17 protein-coding genes are annotated in these 16,898 nt (G+C 68.9%); 9 read left to right on the forward strand and 8 right to left on the reverse strand.

Annotated features, from left to right (window positions below; all coding sequences use genetic code 11):
• The first annotated feature begins 1 nt into the window (after position 1).
• From ctaE to qcrB, 4 genes are read left to right on the forward strand one after another with little or no spacing between them, the layout of a single operon-like run.
• Positions 2-613: an aa3-type cytochrome oxidase subunit III gene (gene ctaE, locus DYE23_RS17155; protein WP_115327731.1), complete on the forward strand. Its 612-nt coding sequence runs from the start codon at positions 2-4 to the stop codon at positions 611-613.
• A gap of 23 nt (positions 614-636) precedes the next feature.
• Complete coding sequence (gene qcrC, locus DYE23_RS17160; RefSeq protein ID WP_011893833.1) at positions 637-1,473, forward strand: cytochrome bc1 complex diheme cytochrome c subunit; 837 nt, start codon at positions 637-639, stop codon at positions 1,471-1,473.
• Positions 1,470-2,690 carry a cytochrome bc1 complex Rieske iron-sulfur subunit gene (gene qcrA / locus DYE23_RS17165; protein ID WP_011893832.1) on the forward strand — a complete coding sequence of 407 codons (1,221 nt, stop codon included), beginning with the start codon at positions 1,470-1,472 and terminating at the stop codon, positions 2,688-2,690. The genes qcrC and qcrA overlap by 4 nt, the downstream gene beginning before the upstream one ends.
• Positions 2,687-4,360 (forward strand): cytochrome bc1 complex cytochrome b subunit, encoded by a 1,674-nt coding sequence (qcrB, locus tag DYE23_RS17170; protein WP_011893831.1) that lies wholly within the window; start codon positions 2,687-2,689, stop codon positions 4,358-4,360. The genes qcrA and qcrB overlap by 4 nt, the downstream gene beginning before the upstream one ends.
• Positions 4,361-4,581: 221 nt before the next feature.
• Here the strand turns inward: qcrB and DYE23_RS17175 are convergent, their stop codons facing one another.
• From DYE23_RS17175 to ctaC, 4 genes are all read right to left on the reverse strand, one after another.
• Positions 4,582-5,265, reverse strand: coding sequence for a DUF2561 family protein (locus DYE23_RS17175; RefSeq protein ID WP_013471448.1), 684 nt, complete (start codon positions 5,263-5,265; stop codon positions 4,582-4,584).
• Positions 5,266-5,279: 14 nt separating this feature from the next.
• Positions 5,280-6,086, reverse strand: a complete 807-nt coding sequence (locus tag DYE23_RS17180; protein WP_013471447.1) for an MmpS family transport accessory protein — start codon at positions 6,084-6,086, stop codon at positions 5,280-5,282.
• A gap of 153 nt (positions 6,087-6,239) precedes the next feature.
• On the reverse strand, positions 6,240-6,659 hold the full coding sequence (locus tag DYE23_RS17185; protein WP_013471446.1) for a cytochrome c oxidase subunit 4: 420 nt from the start codon (positions 6,657-6,659) through the stop codon (positions 6,240-6,242).
• A gap of 9 nt (positions 6,660-6,668) precedes the next feature.
• A complete protein-coding gene (gene ctaC / locus DYE23_RS17190) occupies positions 6,669-7,703 on the reverse strand; it encodes an aa3-type cytochrome oxidase subunit II (protein WP_011893827.1) in 1,035 nt (344 codons plus the stop codon).
• A gap of 136 nt (positions 7,704-7,839) precedes the next feature.
• Between ctaC and asnB the strand changes: the two genes are divergently transcribed.
• A complete protein-coding gene (asnB, locus tag DYE23_RS17195; RefSeq protein ID WP_115327732.1) occupies positions 7,840-9,771 on the forward strand; it encodes an asparagine synthase (glutamine-hydrolyzing) in 1,932 nt (643 codons plus the stop codon).
• Between the two features lie 44 nt (positions 9,772-9,815).
• Here the strand turns inward: asnB and DYE23_RS17200 are convergent, their stop codons facing one another.
• The gene (locus tag DYE23_RS17200; protein WP_115327733.1) at positions 9,816-10,787 is read right to left on the reverse strand and encodes a carbohydrate kinase family protein; all 972 of its coding nucleotides are present in this window, start codon (positions 10,785-10,787) and stop codon (positions 9,816-9,818) included.
• 178 nt (positions 10,788-10,965) lie between these two features.
• Here DYE23_RS17200 and DYE23_RS17205 point away from each other — a divergent pair, with 178 nt between their 5' ends.
• Complete coding sequence (locus DYE23_RS17205; RefSeq protein WP_115327734.1) at positions 10,966-11,637, forward strand: Rv0361 family membrane protein; 672 nt, start codon at positions 10,966-10,968, stop codon at positions 11,635-11,637.
• 16 nt (positions 11,638-11,653) lie between these two features.
• On the opposite strand, the gene DYE23_RS17210 is transcribed toward DYE23_RS17205, so the two are convergent.
• A complete protein-coding gene (locus DYE23_RS17210) occupies positions 11,654-12,031 on the reverse strand; it encodes a HesB/IscA family protein (protein ID WP_011893823.1) in 378 nt (125 codons plus the stop codon).
• A 110-nt stretch (positions 12,032-12,141) separates the two neighbouring features.
• Positions 12,142-13,236 carry a glycerate kinase family protein gene (locus DYE23_RS17215; RefSeq protein ID WP_115327735.1) on the reverse strand — a complete coding sequence of 365 codons (1,095 nt, stop codon included), beginning with the start codon at positions 13,234-13,236 and terminating at the stop codon, positions 12,142-12,144.
• Between the two features lie 24 nt (positions 13,237-13,260).
• Between DYE23_RS17215 and DYE23_RS17220 the strand changes: the two genes are divergently transcribed.
• The 3 genes from DYE23_RS17220 to DYE23_RS17230 are packed head-to-tail and all read left to right on the forward strand — an operon-like array spanning position 13,261 to position 15,736.
• The gene (locus DYE23_RS17220; RefSeq protein ID WP_013471441.1) at positions 13,261-13,938 is read left to right on the forward strand and encodes a DUF3043 domain-containing protein; all 678 of its coding nucleotides are present in this window, start codon (positions 13,261-13,263) and stop codon (positions 13,936-13,938) included.
• Positions 13,935-14,996 carry a nicotinate-nucleotide--dimethylbenzimidazole phosphoribosyltransferase gene (cobT, locus tag DYE23_RS17225; RefSeq protein WP_013471440.1) on the forward strand — a complete coding sequence of 354 codons (1,062 nt, stop codon included), beginning with the start codon at positions 13,935-13,937 and terminating at the stop codon, positions 14,994-14,996. The genes DYE23_RS17220 and cobT overlap by 4 nt, the downstream gene beginning before the upstream one ends.
• Positions 14,997-15,004: 8 nt before the next feature.
• A complete protein-coding gene (locus DYE23_RS17230; RefSeq protein ID WP_011893819.1) occupies positions 15,005-15,736 on the forward strand; it encodes an adenosylcobinamide-GDP ribazoletransferase in 732 nt (243 codons plus the stop codon).
• Between the two features lie 12 nt (positions 15,737-15,748).
• Here DYE23_RS17230 and DYE23_RS17235 read toward each other — a convergent pair whose 3' ends face one another.
• Positions 15,749-16,852: a branched-chain amino acid aminotransferase gene (locus DYE23_RS17235; protein ID WP_011893818.1), complete on the reverse strand. Its 1,104-nt coding sequence runs from the start codon at positions 16,850-16,852 to the stop codon at positions 15,749-15,751.
• Positions 16,853-16,898 lie beyond the last annotated feature (46 nt).

Genomic DNA, 16,898 nt, shown 5'->3' on the forward strand with positions numbered 1-16,898 from the left:
TGTGACGAGCGCTGTTGGGAGTTCGGGAACCGCAATCACGTCCCGCGTGCATTCGCTGAACCGGCCAAATATGGTCAGTGTCGGCACCATTGTCTGGCTTTCCAGTGAACTGATGTTCTTTGCTGGACTGTTCGCGATGTATTTCACCGCGCGCGCGCAGGCGGGGGGTGACTGGCCGCCGGCTCCGACGGAGCTGAATCTCGCGCTGGCCGTGCCCGTCACGCTGGTGCTGATCGCGTCGTCGTTCACCTGCCAGATGGGCGTCTTCGCCGCCGAGCGCGGCGACGTCTTCGGCCTGCGGCGGTGGTACACGCTGACGCTGGCGATGGGCACGTTCTTCGTCCTCGGCCAGGCCTACGAGTACCTCCACCTCGTCGAGTACGGCACCACCATCGCGGGCAGCGCCTACGGCACCGTCTTCTACCTGGCGACCGGCTTCCACGGTCTGCACGTCATCGGCGGTCTCATCGCCTTCGTGCTCCTGTTGCTGCGCACCCGGATGAGCAAGTTCACCCCGGCGCAGGCCACCGCCGCGATCGTAGTGTCGTATTACTGGCACTTCGTCGACATCGTGTGGATTGCCCTGTTCGCCGTCATCTACTTCGTGCGATGAACAAGCCGATGAGAAGGGGTTCGATGACCGACAAGTCGCGCAGAGCCGGACGGCCGGCGACGGTTCGCCGGCGGCGGCTGCGCCGCCGCGCCACCGCAGCACTGCTGCTGCTGAGCGGACTGGTGATGGCCGGTGGCCTGGCGGCCACGCTGACGCCGCAACCCCAGGTCGCCGTCGCCGACGAGTCGGCTTCGGCGATGCTGCGCACCGGCCAGCAGCTCTACGACACGTCCTGCGTGTCGTGCCACGGCGTGAACCTGCAGGGTGTCGCCGACCGCGGACCGAGCCTGATCGGTGTGGGTGAGGCGGCCGTGTACTTCCAGGTGTCCACCGGCCGTATGCCCGCGATGCGCGGCGAGGCGCAGGCGCCTCAGAAGCCCCGCCAGTTCGACGAGGCGCAGACCGACGCGCTCGGCGCCTACATCCAGGCCAACGGCGGCGGCCCCGTCGTCCCGCGTGACGAGAACGGCGAGATCGCGTCGCAGTCGCTGATCGGCAACGACGTCGCCCGCGGCGGCGACCTGTTCCGTCTGAACTGCGCGTCCTGCCACAACTTCACTGGCAAGGGCGGCGCGCTGTCGTCGGGCAAGTACGCCCCCGACCTCGGCACCGCCAACGAGGCCCAGATCTACACCGCGATGCTGACCGGTCCGCAGAACATGCCCAAGTTCTCCGATCGTCAGCTCTCGCCCGAGGAGAAGCGCGACATCGTCGCGTACGTCCGCGAGGCAGCCGAGACACCGACCCCGGGTGGCCTGGGACTCGGCGGCTTCGGCCCCACCTCTGAGGGCATGGTCGCGTGGATCGTCGGAATGGTGGCCATCATCGCCGCCGCACTGTGGATCGGAGCACGGGCATGAGTCAGGGACCTGACGACCGCAACGGGCCAGAGAAGGGCACCGACGTCCCGGGTCACAAGGGTGAACCGGGACAGCCCACCGACGCCGAACTGGCGAAGATGTCGCAGGAGGAGCTCCTCGAACTCGGCGGCAGGCTCGACGGCGTCGAGATCGTCCACAAGGAACCCCGCTGGCCGATCCCCGGCACCAAGGCGGAGAAGCGCGCCGAACGCACGGTCGCGTACTGGTTCCTCCTCGCCGGCTTCTCGGGCCTGGCGCTGCTGCTGATCTTCCTGTTCTGGCCGTGGGAGTACAAGCCGTACGGCTCCGGCGGCGAGTTCCTGTACTCGCTGACCACCCCGCTCTACGGTTTGACCTTCGGCCTGTCGGTGCTCGCCATCGGCGTCGGCGCGGTGCTCTTCCAGAAGAAGTTCATCCCCGAGGAGATCTCGATCCAGGACCGCCACGACGGGCGCTCCCCCGAACTCCATCGCAAGACGATCGCCGCCAATCTCGGTGACGCGCTGGACGGCTCGACCATCAAGCGCCGCAAGATGATCGGGCTCTCGCTGGGCATCGGGTTCGGCGCATTCGGTCTGGGCACCGCTGTCGCGTTCATCGGCGGACTCATCAAGAATCCGTGGAAACCGGTGGTCCCCACCGCCGAAGGTATGAAGGCCGTGCTGTGGACCTCGGGCTGGACCCCGCGCTTCGAGGGCGAGACCATCTTCCTGGCCCGCGCGACGGGCCGGCCCGGCAATTCGCCGTTCGTGAAGATGCGTCCGGAGGACCTCGACGCCGGCGGCATGGAGACGGTCTACCCGTGGCGCGAATCCGACGGTGACGGAACGACCGTCGAGTCCGAGCACCACCTGTACGACATCGTGATGGGCGTCCGTAACCCGGTGATGCTGATCCGCATCAAACCCGGTGACATGTCGCGGGTGGTCAAGCGTCGCGGCCAGGAGAGCTTCAACTTCGGCGAGCTGTTCGCCTACACCAAGGTCTGCTCGCACCTGGGTTGCCCGTCCTCGCTCTACGAGCAGCAGACCTACCGCATTCTGTGCCCGTGCCACCAGTCGCAGTTCGACGCGTTGCACTTCGCCAAGCCGATCTTCGGTCCGGCCGCCCGCGCCCTGGCGCAGCTGCCGATCACCATCGATCAGGACGGCTACCTGGTCGCCAACGGCGACTTCATCGAACCCGTCGGACCGGCATTCTGGGAGCGGAAGTCATGAGCCCACGTCTAGACGCAGCAACCGTCGCCGCCAAACAGGGTGATGCGATCGATTCGCGGTATCACCCGTCGGCGGCGGTGCGCCGGCAGCTCAACAAGGTGTTCCCGACGCACTGGTCGTTCCTGCTCGGCGAGATCGCGATGTACAGCTTCATCGTGCTGCTCCTCACGGGCGTGTACCTGACGCTGTTCTTCGACCCGTCGATGGCACACGTCACCTACGACGGCGTCTACCAGCCGCTGCGCGGTGTGGGCATGTCTCGCGCCTACGAGACCACGCTGGACATCAGCTTCGAGGTCCGCGGCGGTCTGTTCGTCCGCCAGGTCCACCACTGGGCCGCGCTGCTGTTCGCGGCGTCGATCATGGTGCACCTCGCGCGCATCTTCTTCACCGGCGCGTTCCGCAGGCCGCGTGAGGCCAACTGGGTGATCGGATCGCTGCTGCTGATCCTGGCGATGTTCGAGGGCTTCTTCGGGTACTCGCTGCCCGACGATCTGCTGTCGGGCACCGGTATCCGCGCCGCGCTCTCAGGTATCACGATGGGCATCCCGGTCGTCGGCACATGGATGCACTGGGCGCTGTTCGGCGGGGACTTCCCCGGAGAGATCCTGATCCCACGCCTCTACGCGCTGCACATCCTGCTGATACCGGGAATCATCCTGGCGCTCATCGGCGTTCACCTGGCGCTGGTGTGGTTCCAGAAGCACACGCAGTTCCCCGGCCCCGGCCGGACGGAGACCAACGTCGTCGGCGTGCGCGTCATGCCGGTGTTCGCGGTCAAGTCGGGCGCGTTCTTCGCCGTGACCGTCGGCATCCTCGGCCTGATGGGTGGTCTGCTGCAGATCAACCCGGTGTGGAACATCGGGCCGTACAACCCATCTCAGGTCTCGGCCGGTAGCCAGCCCGACTTCTACATGATGTGGACCGACGGTCTGATCCGGTTGTGGCCGGCGTGGGAGTTCTACCCGTTCGGTCACACCATCCCGCAGGGTGTGTGGGTGGCGCTGGCAATGGGCCTGATCTTCATGCTGCTGGGCGCCTACCCGTTCATCGAGAAGAAGCTGACCGGCGACAACGCGCACCACAACCTGTTGCAACGCCCGCGTGACGCACCGACGCGCACCGCGGTGGGTGCTGCGGCGATCGCGTTCTACATCGTGCTGACCTTCGCGTGCATGAACGACATCATCGCGCTGAAGTTCCACATCTCACTGAACGCGACGACGTGGATCGGCCGCGTCGGCATGGTGCTGCTGCCCGCGATCGTGTACTTCGTGACCTACCGGTGGGCCGTCGCGCTGCAGCGCAGCGATCGCGCGGTGCTGGAGCACGGGGTCGAGACGGGCATCATCAAGCGCCTTCCGCACGGTGCGTACGTCGAGCTGCACCAGCCGCTGGGACCGGTCGACGATCATGGCCACCCGCTTCCGCTGGAGTACCAGGGCGCTGCTCTGCCCAAGCGGATGAACAAGCTGGGATCCGCCGGTGCCCCGGGCAGCGGCAGCTTCCTGAAGGCCGACCCGCTGTCTGAGCACGAGGCGATCGCCGAGGCCACACACGCGGCCGAGCACAGGGCGCTGACGGCACTGCGCGAGCACCAGGAGCGCAGCAGCGCCCCCAACGGTTCGTCCGACGGCGCCTCCAACGGGTCGTCCAACGGACATCACTGACAGCTGCTGGAGAACACCAAAGGATCCGCCCCGGCCGTACGGCCGGGGCGGATCTTTTTTGTCTGTGGGCGACGGGTCGCCGCTCCCCTACCCCGGTCGGGCGAGTCCCAGCCGTCACACCTCTGCGCGCAATGCAGGCCTCTACTCACACTTCCGCAGCAGAACGTCACGAAGCGTGACGGGTGGGGCCGAGGCTCAGGGGCCGGGGCTCAGGGCGAGAGTCAGCTGCCCAGCTCGGCGCGCAGCTCGCGCAGGAAATACCACGGAATGGCCACCATGCCGACCGTGACGACGCCGGCGACACCATAGAGCACCCACGACGCGGTCTCGCTGTCGACGGCCATCAGGTACGTCGCCGCCGAGACGAGCAGGGTCGCGGTGCCCATCGCCGCGGCGACCGCGGCGGTGTTGCGCAGCCACAGCCGGTCGACGGCCGGCGAGTCGATGACCGCGGGCGAGACGGGCGACTGCAGGATGCGCGGCAGCCTTCCGCTGTTGGTGTCGACCGGTGGCGGCGGCACCCGCAGCTTCTCGGTCGGCGCGTCGACGGGGCGTGCCGGTGTCTGGGTCCGCTCCGCGGCCTGGCGGGCGAGGCGCTGCTCGACGGGCGTGAGCTCGTCGTCGGGTGCCCGCCGCGCACGCAGCAGCAGCGGCACCGAGGCGACGATCACCGCAGCAGACACCCCGATCACCGTGTAGAGCACCCACGGTGTTCCTGAGTCGGCGCTGGATGTCGCATGCCCGCGGGACAGATCGATGAGTGCCACGACCGCGGCGACGGCCGCGCCGAGCGCTGCCAGCCAGACCACGGCACAACCGCCGAGCAGGAGTCGGTCGGTGCGGTCGAGTGCGGCGGCATCGAATCCGGCGCCGGAGCGGTTCGCAGAATCGGTGAGGTGTGTCATCGGCGTGGGATGGCCTAACAACTGGTCTGGGCGGCGTTACCGGTGTTGGACGACAACACCTGTCCGTCGCTGGTGGTGATCGAGCAGTTCAGCTTGCTGACCAGAAACAGGCTCGACGCCTGCACGGAGCCGACCTCGGACTGCGAGATCGGAGTGACGGTGAGCGACCACGGGATGTAGACGTTGCGCTGGGTGCGGCTTCGCCCCGAGGCGTCGATGTAGGTCACGGTGATGATGTCGCCCGGCGCCTTCGTGCCGGTCACCGAGTACGTCACCTGGCGGGGACCCGCGGGGGTGGTCGTCGTCGGTGGAGGTGGCGGGGCCTCGGTGGTCTGGGGCGGAGGTGGCGGCGGCGCCTCGGCCGGTGGCGGAGGAGGCGGCTGGGTCACCGTCACCGTCTCCGGTGGGGGCGGCGGTGGCGGGGGTTCCGTCGTGGGCGGCGGTGGCGGTGGGGGCGGCGGCGTCGTGGTCAGGATCTCGTCCTGGACCGGCGGGGCCTGCCTGGTCGTGGTCTCCGGCGTCGCGAGGTTGTCGGTGTCGGTGCGGGTCACCAGAACCGACACCGATACGACGAGGGCTACCGCGGCGACGATCGCGACGACGCCGACGACCCAGGGCCAGCGCGGCGGAGGCGCGAACTCGGCGGGTTCGTCGGCGGCGTCGTAGCTGTCGTAGTCGTAGGGAACGATGTCGGCTGCGGAGTACGCGCTGACGAACTGTTCGGACTCGGGCGCCGAGTATGCACGGGAGTAGAAGTCCGTCTGACCCGTGTCGGGGTTGTCGGCGGCGTTATCCGGCTCTCCAGGATTCGGCCCGCTCATCTACGTCTGTCCTTCTCGACTGCTTCTCCGGCGTCGGTAGGCGCCGCGGCGGCTCATGACGCCTCGGCAACACTACCCAACCGCAGCACCCGAACGGATCCCTGGACGCGGGTTACCGGGCAACTCATGCCTGATTGTGACCTTGCAGCCCGATCAGTGCTTCTCGGGTCCCGTGTAGTACTCGAAGACCAGTCCGCTGACCGTGGTCAGGATGAAGCACACGCCCGCAATGATCAGCCAGGGAAGCCACATCGCCATGCCGACCGCGGTGATCGAGCCCGACAGCGCGATCATGATCGGCCACCAGCTGTGGGGGCTGAAGAAGCCGAGCTCACCTGCGCCGTCGGCGATCTCGGCGTCCTCGTAGTCCTCGGGACGGGTGTCGAGACGGCGCGCGACGAACCGGAAGAACGTACCGGTGATCAGGGTCAGGCCGGTGGTCAGGAACAGTGCGGTGGTACCCGCCCATTCGACGCCGCCGGTGGCGAACATCGCGGTCAGCACCGCGTACACGACCGCGCACAGCGCGAAGAACGCGGTCAGGAATTCGAACAACCTGGCTTCGATATGCATCTGCTGTCCTTACCGGGTCGCCGCGGGAACCTGGGGCGCCAGTTCTCCGCGCCGGGTGTCGAACGGTTTGGTGGTGACGGCCAGCGGCTCCTGGTTGATCGCCCGCAGGGCTTCGGCGTTCGTCTTGCCGGCCTCACGCTGGGCGAGGTAGGCCTTGAAGTCGTTGGGCTCCACGACGCGAAGCTCGAAGTTCATCATCGCGTGGTAGGTGCCGCACATCTCCGTGCAGCGGCCGACGAACGCACCGGTCTGCATGATCTCGCTGACCTGGAAGATGTTGTCGGAGTTGTTCTCCTTGGGGTTCGGCAGCACGTCCCGCTTGAACAGGAACTCGGGAACCCAGAAGCCGTGGATCACGTCGGCCGAAGCGATCTGGAACTCGATCCGCTTGCCGGACGGCACGACGAGCACCGGGATCTCGGTCGACGAGCCCAGCGTCTCGATCTTGTCGAAGTTCAGGTAGGTGCGGTCTTCGGGACGCTTGCCGGCGATCGCGCCGATCTGCTCGATCCCGTGCTCGTCGGCACCCTCGGGGGCCGAGGTCATCGCCTCTTTGCGCTCGTTGTCGACACCGTCGTAGGACATCGTGCCGTCGGCGAACTCGACCTTCTGGTAACCGAATTTCCAGTTCCACTGGAAGGCGGTGACGTCGATGACGACCTCGGGGTTGGGCTCCTTCTTCAGCATCTCCTCCTGCACGACCACCGTGAAGTAGAAGAGCACCGAGATGATGATGAACGGGATGACCGTGAGTGTCAGTTCCAGCGGCATGTTGTAGCCGAACTGGCGGGGCAGTTCGGTGTCGGTCGCCTTCTTGCGGTGGAAGATCGTCGTCCAGAACGTGAGGACGTAGACGATCCCGCCGACGACGAACGCCGCGATGACCGAACCGATCCACAGTTCACGGTTCGCGTGAGCCTCGGGGGTGATGCCGTTGGGCCATCCCAGACCGAGCACCTCCGACCAACTGCATCCGCTGAGCAGCACCGTCATCCCACCCAAGAGCAGGGACAATGCCACCAACTTCAGGCCGCGAGCGGACACGTTGGCGCCTCCTTGAAGACAATCTGTAGACGACGGAACCGCTGCGCGGTCCCACGGCTGCACTGAATACTACGCAGCGTAGACCACGCCTGGGAGGCTGCGCGAAGGGACCGCCGCGATTAGGCATACTGGCGCCGTGTGCGGACTTCTTGCGCTGGTGACCGACCCCTCGTCTGAGGTCTCCTCCGACCTCGTCGACGCGATGTCAGGGGCTGCCGCGCAGATGCGCCACCGGGGTCCCGACGAACCGGGGACCTGGAACGACGACCGTGTGGTCCTCGGTTTCAACCGGCTGTCGATCATCGACATCGCGCACAGTCACCAGCCGCTGCAGTGGGGGCCCGCCGAGGCGCCGCAGCGCTACACGTTGGTCTTCAACGGCGAGATCTACAACTACCTGGAGATCCGCGAGGAGTTGCGTTCGGCACACGGCGCGGTGTTCCACACCGACGGCGACGGCGAGGCCATCCTGGCGGCCTACCACCACTGGGGCGCCGAGTCGCTGCACCGCTTGCGGGGCATGTTCGCGTTCGCGCTGTGGGACACCGTGGAGCAGGAGCTGTTCTGCGCCCGGGACCCGTTCGGCATCAAACCGCTCTACCTGGCGACCACGCCGGGCGGGACGATGGTGGGCAGTGAGAAGAAGTGCCTCCTCGACGTCGCGGGACAGCTCGGCGTCGACCTGACCATCGACGAGCGCGCCGTGCAGCACTACACGGTGCTGCAGTACGTGCCCGAGCCCGAGACGCTGCAGCGCGGCATCCGCCGGTTGGAGTCGGGCAGCTATGCGCGGGTGCGGCCCGGCGCGCAGCCGCAGATCACCCGGTACTTCCGGCCCCGCTTCGCGGCGGTGCCGTTCAAGGCCGGTGAGGAGCAGGCCCGCTACGACGAGATCACCGCGGCGCTCGAGGATTCGGTGGCCAAACACATGCGCGCCGACGTCACGGTCGGCGCGTTCCTGTCCGGCGGCATCGACTCGACCGCGATCGCCGCGCTCGCGATGCGGCACAACCCGCGCCTCATCACGTTCACGACCGGTTTCGAGCGCGAGGGCTTCTCGGAGGTCGACGTCGCGGTCGCCTCCGCCGAGGCGATCGGTGCCCGCCACGTCGCCAGGGTCGTCGGACAGGAGGAGTTCGTCGCGGCACTGCCCGAGATCGTCTGGTATCTCGACGAACCGGTCGCCGATCCGGCGCTGGTGCCGCTGTACTTCATCGCCAAGGAGGCGCGCAAGCACGTCAAGGTCGTGCTGTCCGGTGAGGGCGCCGACGAGCTGTTCGGCGGTTACACCATCTACCGCGAGCCGCTGTCGCTGAAACCGTTCGACTATCTGCCGCGGGGACTGCGCAGGTCGGTGGGCAAGATGGCCGGTCCGCTTCCCGAGGGGATGCGCGGTAAGAGCCTGCTGCACCGCGGATCGCTCACGCTCGAAGAGCGCTACTACGGCAACGCCCGCAGCTTCTCCGACGCGCAGCTGCAGGCCGTGCTGCCCCGGTTCCGCCGCGAGTGGCTGCACACCGACGTGACCGCGCCGGTGTACGCCAAGTCGCAGGGGTGGGACCCCGTCGCCCGGATGCAGCACATCGACCTGTTCACGTGGCTGCGCGGCGACATCCTGGTCAAGGCCGACAAGATGACGATGGCGAACTCGCTGGAGTTGCGGGTGCCGTTCCTGGACCCCGAGGTCTTCGCGGTCGCGTCCCGGCTGCCCTACGACGAGAAGATCACCCGGTCGACGACGAAGTACGCGCTGCGGCGCGCGCTGGAGCCGATCGTGCCCGCGCACGTGCTGCACCGGCCGAAGCTCGGTTTCCCGGTGCCGATCCGGCACTGGCTGCGTTCCGGCGCACTGCTCGACTGGGCGCACCAGACGGTGTCCGGGTCGGGCGCCGGCGACCTGATCGACCTCGCCGCGGTGCGCACCATGCTCGACGAGCACCGCGACGGGACCACCGATCACAGCCGCCGGCTGTGGACGGTGCTGATCTTCATGCTGTGGCACTCGATCTTCGTGGAGAAGACCGTGCACCCCGCGATCAGCGAACCGACCTACCCGGTGCAGCTCTAGAGCGCTGCGGAGTTTTTACAGGGCGGCGGAGCACTCTGTCGGCGCTAAAGCGCCTCTGCGATCTCGTTGCCGGCGTCGGCGCCGTAGGCCTCCGAGAGGCGCCGCACAGCCGCATCCTTGTCCCAGTGCCATTCCTGCGGACCCGGCGCTTCGAGCACCAGAGTGGCGACCAGCGACGCCAGCTGTGCGGAACGCTCCAGCGACAGACCGGCGTCGCGGCCGGTCAGGAAGCCGGCGCGGAACGCGTCCCCGATGCCGGTCGGGTCTTCCTTGTGGATCTCGGGCACGACGTCGACGTGGACGAACGTTCCGTCGCGTCCGACGAGGTCCACACCCTTCTCCCCCAGCGTCGTGACGCGCAGCTGGATCTGGTTCATCACCTCGGCTTCCGACCATCCGGACTTCTGCAGCAGAAGGTCCCATTCGTAGTCGTTGGTGAACAGGTAGGTGGCTCCGTCGATCAGCTTGCGGATCTCGTCACCGGACAGGCGTGCCAGCTGCTGGCTCGGGTCCGCCGCGAAGGGCAAGCCCAGCGCGCGGCATTCCTCGGTGTGGAGGAACATCGCCTCGGGGTCGTTGGCTCCGATGATGACCAGGTCGGGGGTCCCGGTCCGCGTCACGATGTCGGCCAGCTTGATGCTGCGGGCCTCCGACATCGCGCCCGGGTAGAAGGACGCGATCTGCGCCATGTCCTCGTCGGTGGTGCACACGAAGCGGGCCGTGTAGGCGTTCTGCGAGACGAGCACGCCGTCACAGTTCACGCCGTGGGAGGTCAGCCAGGTGCGATAGTCGTCGAAGTCCTCGCCGACCGCGCCCACCAGCGTGGGGTTGCCTCCCAGGACGCCCATCGCGAACGCCATGTTGCCGGCGACGCCGCCGCGGTGCATCACGAGGTCGTCGACGAGGAAGCTCAGCGACACCTTCTGCAGGTGATCGGCCAGCAGCTGCTCGGAGAACTTCCCCGGAAAGCGCATCAAATGGTCAGTGGCAATCGATCCGGTCACCGCGATGGTCACGCAGTCCCACCCTTCTTGTCATCGGTATGTCGGGTCCGTGTCGGCAGCTTCGCCCGCAGGTTCGCCGGCGGAGTCGGCGCCCGGTTGTCGTGGCAGTGTTGCGCTAACCTGCCTACTAAGTGCCTGCCCGGTCACTGTAGATGCCGCAGGATCCGCCTCACCTCCCGGGAGCAAATCTATGACTGGTCCGTACCCGCCCCCATACGGCGCTGGACCAGCAGGCCCTCAGATGTATCCGGAGCCGTATCCCCAGCAGTCCTATCCGCCGTATGCGGCGCCCTACCCGGACGGTGGCCCCGGTCCGGTCTATCCGGGCGCGCTGCCGCCACCGGTGCAGTATCCCAAGCGCAGGCGAGGCCCGTGGATCATCGTCGCGGTCGCTCTGGCCGCCGTCGTCGCCGTCGGCGCGGTGATCACCGGGGTCACGCTCGCAGCGGGCCGCGAGGATCAGGGCGCCACCGGCGCGCTGACGGAGACCTCGGCGAGGGCGGCCATCCAGGATTATTTGGACGCGCTGACCGACGGGGACGACGAGCGGGTCGCCCGTCACACGTTGTGTGGGCTGTTCGACGCCGTCAAGGAGCGGCGGTCGGATCTGGCGCTGGCGAACCTGTCCAGCGATGCGTTCCGCAAGCAGTACGACAGCGCCGAGGTGACGTCGATCGACAAGATGGTGCGGTCGTCACCGACTCAGGCGCAGGTGCTGTTCACGATGCGGGTCGTCCCCGCCAGCGGTTCGTCGCGCAACGCACCGCAGGAGGCCGACGAGCAGGCGGTCGCCCAGGTGCTGTCGATCGACGACGAGGTGCTGGTGTGTTCCTACCTGCCGAGGACGGCGGGCCAGTACTAGACGCCCGCGCGTCGGCTCAGTTGAACGAGTCGCCGCAGGCGCACGAGCCCGTCGCGTTGGGGTTGTCGATCGTGAAGCCCTGCTTCTCGATGGTGTCGACGAAGTCGATGGTGGCGCCCTGGACGTAGGGGGCGCTCATCCGGTCCACGGTCAGCACGACACCGCTGAAGTCGACGGTCAGGTCGCCGTCGAGCGTGCGGTCGTCGAAGAAGAGGTTGTAACGCAGGCCGGCGCAGCCGCCGGGCTGGACGGCGATACGCAGCGCGAGGTCGTCACGACCCTCCTGGTCGAGCAGGGCCTTCGCCTTCGCGGCCGCGGCATCCGACAGGGTCACGCCGTGCGCAGCCTCGGTGGTCTGGCCAGCCTGCACAGCCGACTCGTCCTGAACAGTCATGGAATCTCCTGTGTGGATGTATTGGGGTGGGACCGGTCTCCCCCTGCGATCGGGGCGGGCCCACCTCCTCAACGGTACCTGGTTCCGCTGCTATTCCTCACCTCTGCCGCTCAGCTGCCGCCGCCGCCGTGCCACCCGGCCGCCACCTCCGCGGCCAGGGCGGTCAGTAGGTCGGCCGCGTCGTCGATCGCCTTCTGCACCGAGCCGGCGCGGTCGGTCAACGAATGCGCCGCCGCGATACCCGCGGCCTGTAGCGCCTGCTGCGGCAGCGTGACCTGGCCGGCGAGCACCAGAACCGGGATGCCGCGGGCCCGGGCGGCGCCGGCCAGCGCGCTGACGACCTTGCCGTGCAGCGACTGGTCGTCGAACCGTCCTTCGCCGGTGATCACGACGTCGGCGGCGGCGACGTCGTCGGCCAGACCGGTGTGTTCGGCGATGACGGCGGCGCCCGGCTCCCGGCGGCCGCCCAGCGCGAGCAGCGCCGCTCCGAGGCCGCCGGCCGCACCGGCGCCCGGATCGTCGCTGACCATCCGGCCGGCCGCGGTGTCGAGGTCGTCGGCCCACGCCGCAAGCCGGCTTTCGAGGAGGTCCACGGTGTCGGGGTCCGCGCCCTTCTGCGGACCGAACACCCTGGCTGCGCCCATCTGCCCGAGCAGCGGGTGTTCGACGTCGGTGGCGGCGATCAGCTCGACGTCGGCGAGCAGGTCCCGTGCGGCGTCGAGCCCGCCCAGCGCCTCGACCATCCCCCGACCGCCGTCGGTGCAGCTGCTTCCGCCGAGCCCCACCACGATGCGGCCGGCTCCGGCCGCCCTCGCCGCCGCGATGAGCTGTCCGACTCCCCTGCTGTGCGCCTCCAGCGCGGTGCGCACCGTCGGCGGGCCGCCCAGCAGCGTCAGACCGCACGCCTGCGCGCATTCGATGTACGCCGTGACCGGCGGGTCGGCGTCGAGCACCCATCGGGCCGCGACCTCCGCGTCGAGCGGCCCGCTGACCGTCAGGGTGCGGACCTCGCCGAGGCGACTGGCCAGCACCTCCACGAATCCCGGGCCCCCGTCGGACTGGGGCGCCAGCCGCACCGTGTCGGCGGGACGCGACGCGCTCCATCCGCGGGCGATGGATTCGGCCGCCTGCACGGCGGTCAGGCTGTCACCGAAGCAGTCCGGGGCGATCAGCACGGTTGCGCCAGGGGACTCGGTGGCCGTCACTCCGGTGAGACTAATCTGGGAGCCGTGAAATTGCTGGGCCGCAGGAACGATGACGCCAGGGATCCCGACGAACCGGACTCCACCGATGCCGGTACCGAGATCGCCGCGCCGGTCGAGCGGACAGCCACCGCCCCGAAGGGCAAGCCCACCCCGAAGCGCAGCGAGGCGGCGCGCCGTCGCGGCCCCGTCGCGCCGGCGCCGATGACCAGCGCCGAGGCCAGGAAGCGGCGCAAGGAGCTGCGCGGGCCCAAACTGTCCCGCGAGGAGCGCAAGGCCGAGCGGGCCGAGCGGCGCGCCGAGATGGGCGAGCGCCGCGAGCGGATGATGGCCGGCGAGGACGCCTATCTACTGCCCCGCGACCGCGGACCGGTGCGTCGTTACGTGCGCGACATCGTCGATGCGCGGCGCAACCTGCTGGGGCTGTTCATGCCCGCGGCGCTCGGCATGATCTTCATCATGTTGGCGGTGCCCTCGGTCGAGGTGCAGGCGCTGATCTCCCCGGCGATGCTGGTGCTGGTGCTGATCATGGTGGTCGACGGCTTCTTCCTGGGCCGCAAGGTCAACCGGATGGCCGACGCCAAGTTCCCGGACAACACCGAAACCGGTTGGAAGCTCGGCTTCTACGCCGCGAGCCGGGCCTCGCAATTGCGCCGGATGCGTGCGCCCCGACCTCAGGTCGAACGCGGCACTCCCGTGGCGTGACGCCGCAGGTGGCCTATTTTCCCGACGTACCCGCCCCTGATCCCGAGGCTGCCGCGGCGGCCAGGGACCGTCAGGCGATCCTGACCAAACCCTCCGGCGCCCTGGGCCGGCTGGAGGACCTGTCGGTCTGGGTGGCGTCCTGCCAGGGCGTCTGCCCGCCGAAGCAGTTCGAGCGCGCCCGGGTGGTGGTGTTCGCCGGTGACCACGGTGTGGCCCGCGCCGGGGTGTCGGCGTACCCGGCGGAGGTGACGGCCGCGATGGTCGCCAATTTCGCCGCCGGTGGCGCCGCGGTCAATGTGCTCGCCGAGGTCGCCGGGGCGAGCGTCCGGGTGGTCGACATGGCCGTCGACGTCGCCGAACCGCTGTCGCCGGCCATCGGCGCCCACAAGATCCGTCGCTCCAGCGGCGACATCGCCGTCGAGGACGCCCTGACTCCCGATGAGGTGGTGCGGGCGATCGACGCGGGCCGCCGGATCGCCGACGAGGAAGTCGACTCCGGCGCCGACCTGCTGATCGCGGGCGACATGGGCATCGGCAACACCACCCCGGCGACGACGTTGGTCGCGGCGCTGACCGACTCCGAGCCGGTGGTGGTCGTGGGCCGCGGCACCGGGATCGACGACGCGGGCTGGATGCGCAAGACCGCCGCGGTCCGCGACGCGCTGTACCGCACCCGCCGGCTGTCGGCGGATCCTGTTGCGCTGCTACGCATCTGCGGCGGGGCGGACCTCGCGGCGATGACCGGGTTCTGCGCCCAGGCCGCCGTACGCCGCACCCCGGTGCTGCTCGACGGCATGGTGGTGACGGCAGCGGCGCTGGCGGCCGACACGCTCGCGCCCGGCGCGAGACAGTGGTGGCAGGCCGGTCACCGGTCCACCGAGCCGGCGCACTCACTGGCATTGCAGCGCCTGGACCTGACGCCGCTGCTCGAACTCGACATGCGGTTGGGTGAGGGATCCGGCGCCGTCGTCGCGCTGCCGGTGCTGCGTGCCGCGGTGGCCACCCTGGCGTCGATGGCGACGTTCGAGGAAGCCGGAATCGGCGCCGAACAGACGTGATCGCCGCCGTGACACGCTCGCTGGCAGGTGCTTTCGCGTTCGCGACGGTGATGCCGGTGCCGTCGCGGCGCGCGGCGATCGCAGGTCGCGGCGTGTTGACGGCACTGCCGGTGGTGGGCCTGGTGCTCGGCTCTGCCGCCGCTGCGGTGTGCTGGCTCGGGACGCGCGCGTTCGGCTCCGGCAGCGTGCTGGCCGGGGCACTGACCGTGGCCGTGCTGCTGCTGGCCACCCGGGGGCTGCACATCGACGGCCTGTCCGACACCACCGATGCGCTCGGCTGCTACGGCCCGGCGGAGCGTGCCCTGGCGGTGATGAGGGACGGCCGGGCGGGGCCGTTCGGAGTCGCCGCGGTCGCGGTCACCGTGGTCATTCAGTCGGTGGCGTTCTCCCAGGCGGGGTGGGCCGCGGTGCTGGTGGCGGTCGCGGCGGGCCGGGTGGCCGTCGTCGTCGCCTGCCGCCGCGGGGTGCCCGCCGCGGAGGGCAGCACGCTCGGTGCGCTGGTGGCCGGCACCCAGCCGCTCTGGGTCGCCGCGGCGTGGCTGGTCGCGATCGCGGGGCTGGCGACGCTGGCCGGCGAGCGCGCATGGCAGGGCCCGCTGGCGGTGGTGGTCGCCGTCGCGTGCAGCGTGGTAATGGTCGCGCATTGCGTGCGCCGGTTCGGCGGGATCACCGGTGACGTGCTCGGCGCGGCCGTCGAGGTGACGACGACGGTGACGGCGCTGGGCCTGGCGATCGCGTAGGAGCGACCAGGATCAGGACAGCTTGGTCATCCAGCCGTGGGTGTCGGCGAAGGTGCCGCGCTGGATACCGGTCAGCGTGTCGCGCAGCGCCATGGTGATCTCACCGGGCTCACCGTCGGCGATGGTGAACTCACCGTCACCGTGCTTGACGTGCGAGACCGGGGTGATCACGGCGGCGGTACCGCAGGCGAACACCTCGGTGATCTCCCCCGCGGCGGCCTTCTTCTGCCACTCGTCGACGTCGATCTTGCGTTCCTCGACCGTGAAGCCGGCGTCGGTTGCCAACTGCAGCAACGAGTTTCGGGTGATGCCGGGCAGCAGCGAGCCGGACAGCTCGGGCGTCACCAGGCGGGCGGTGCCGCCGCTGCCGAAGACGAAGAACAGGTTCATCCCGCCCATCTCCTCGACGTAGCGCCGCTCGATCGCATCCAGCCACACCACCTGGTCGCACCCGTGTGAGGCCGCTTCGGCCTGCGCCAGCAGCGAGGCCGCGTAGTTGCCGCCGAACTTCGCCGCGCCTGTGCCGCCGGGCGACGCCCGCACGTATTCGTGAGACAGCCACACGCTGACCGGCTTGATGCCGCGGGGGAAGTACGCACCGGCCGGGGAGGCGATCACCAGATAGCGGTACTCGTCGGAGGGGCGGACACCGAGGCCGGGTTCGGTCGCGATGACGAACGGCCGCAGATACAGCGACTCCTCACCGCCGGCGGGCGGCACCCACTTCTCGTCGACGGCGATCAGTTGCCGCAGCGACTCGATGAACAGCTCGTCGGGCAACTCGGGGATCGCGAGTCTGCGCGACGACGCCCGCAGCCGCGCAGCGTTGGACTCCGGCCGGAACGACACGATGGACCCGTCCGCCCAGCGGTAGGCCTTCAACCCCTCGAAGACCTCCTGCGCGTAGTGCAGGACGATCGCCGACGGGTCGAGCTCGATGGGCCCGTACGGGGAGACCCGTGCGTTGTGCCAGCCCTGGTCGGCGGTGTAGTCGATGGCGACCATGTGGTCGGTGTAGAACTTGCCGAAGCCGGGGTTGGCCAGGATGCCGGCCCGTACCTCGTCGCTCGCCGGATTCGCGGTGCGATCGACGGTGAACTCGAGGCCAGTAGTCATGCCAGCGATTGTATAACCGGCTGGCCAACGGTTTTTCGCTACCGTG

Origin of the sequence: Mycolicibacterium gilvum, assembly GCF_900454025.1 — a bacterium.
In the GTDB taxonomy this organism is placed as follows: domain Bacteria; phylum Actinomycetota; class Actinomycetes; order Mycobacteriales; family Mycobacteriaceae; genus Mycobacterium; species Mycobacterium gilvum.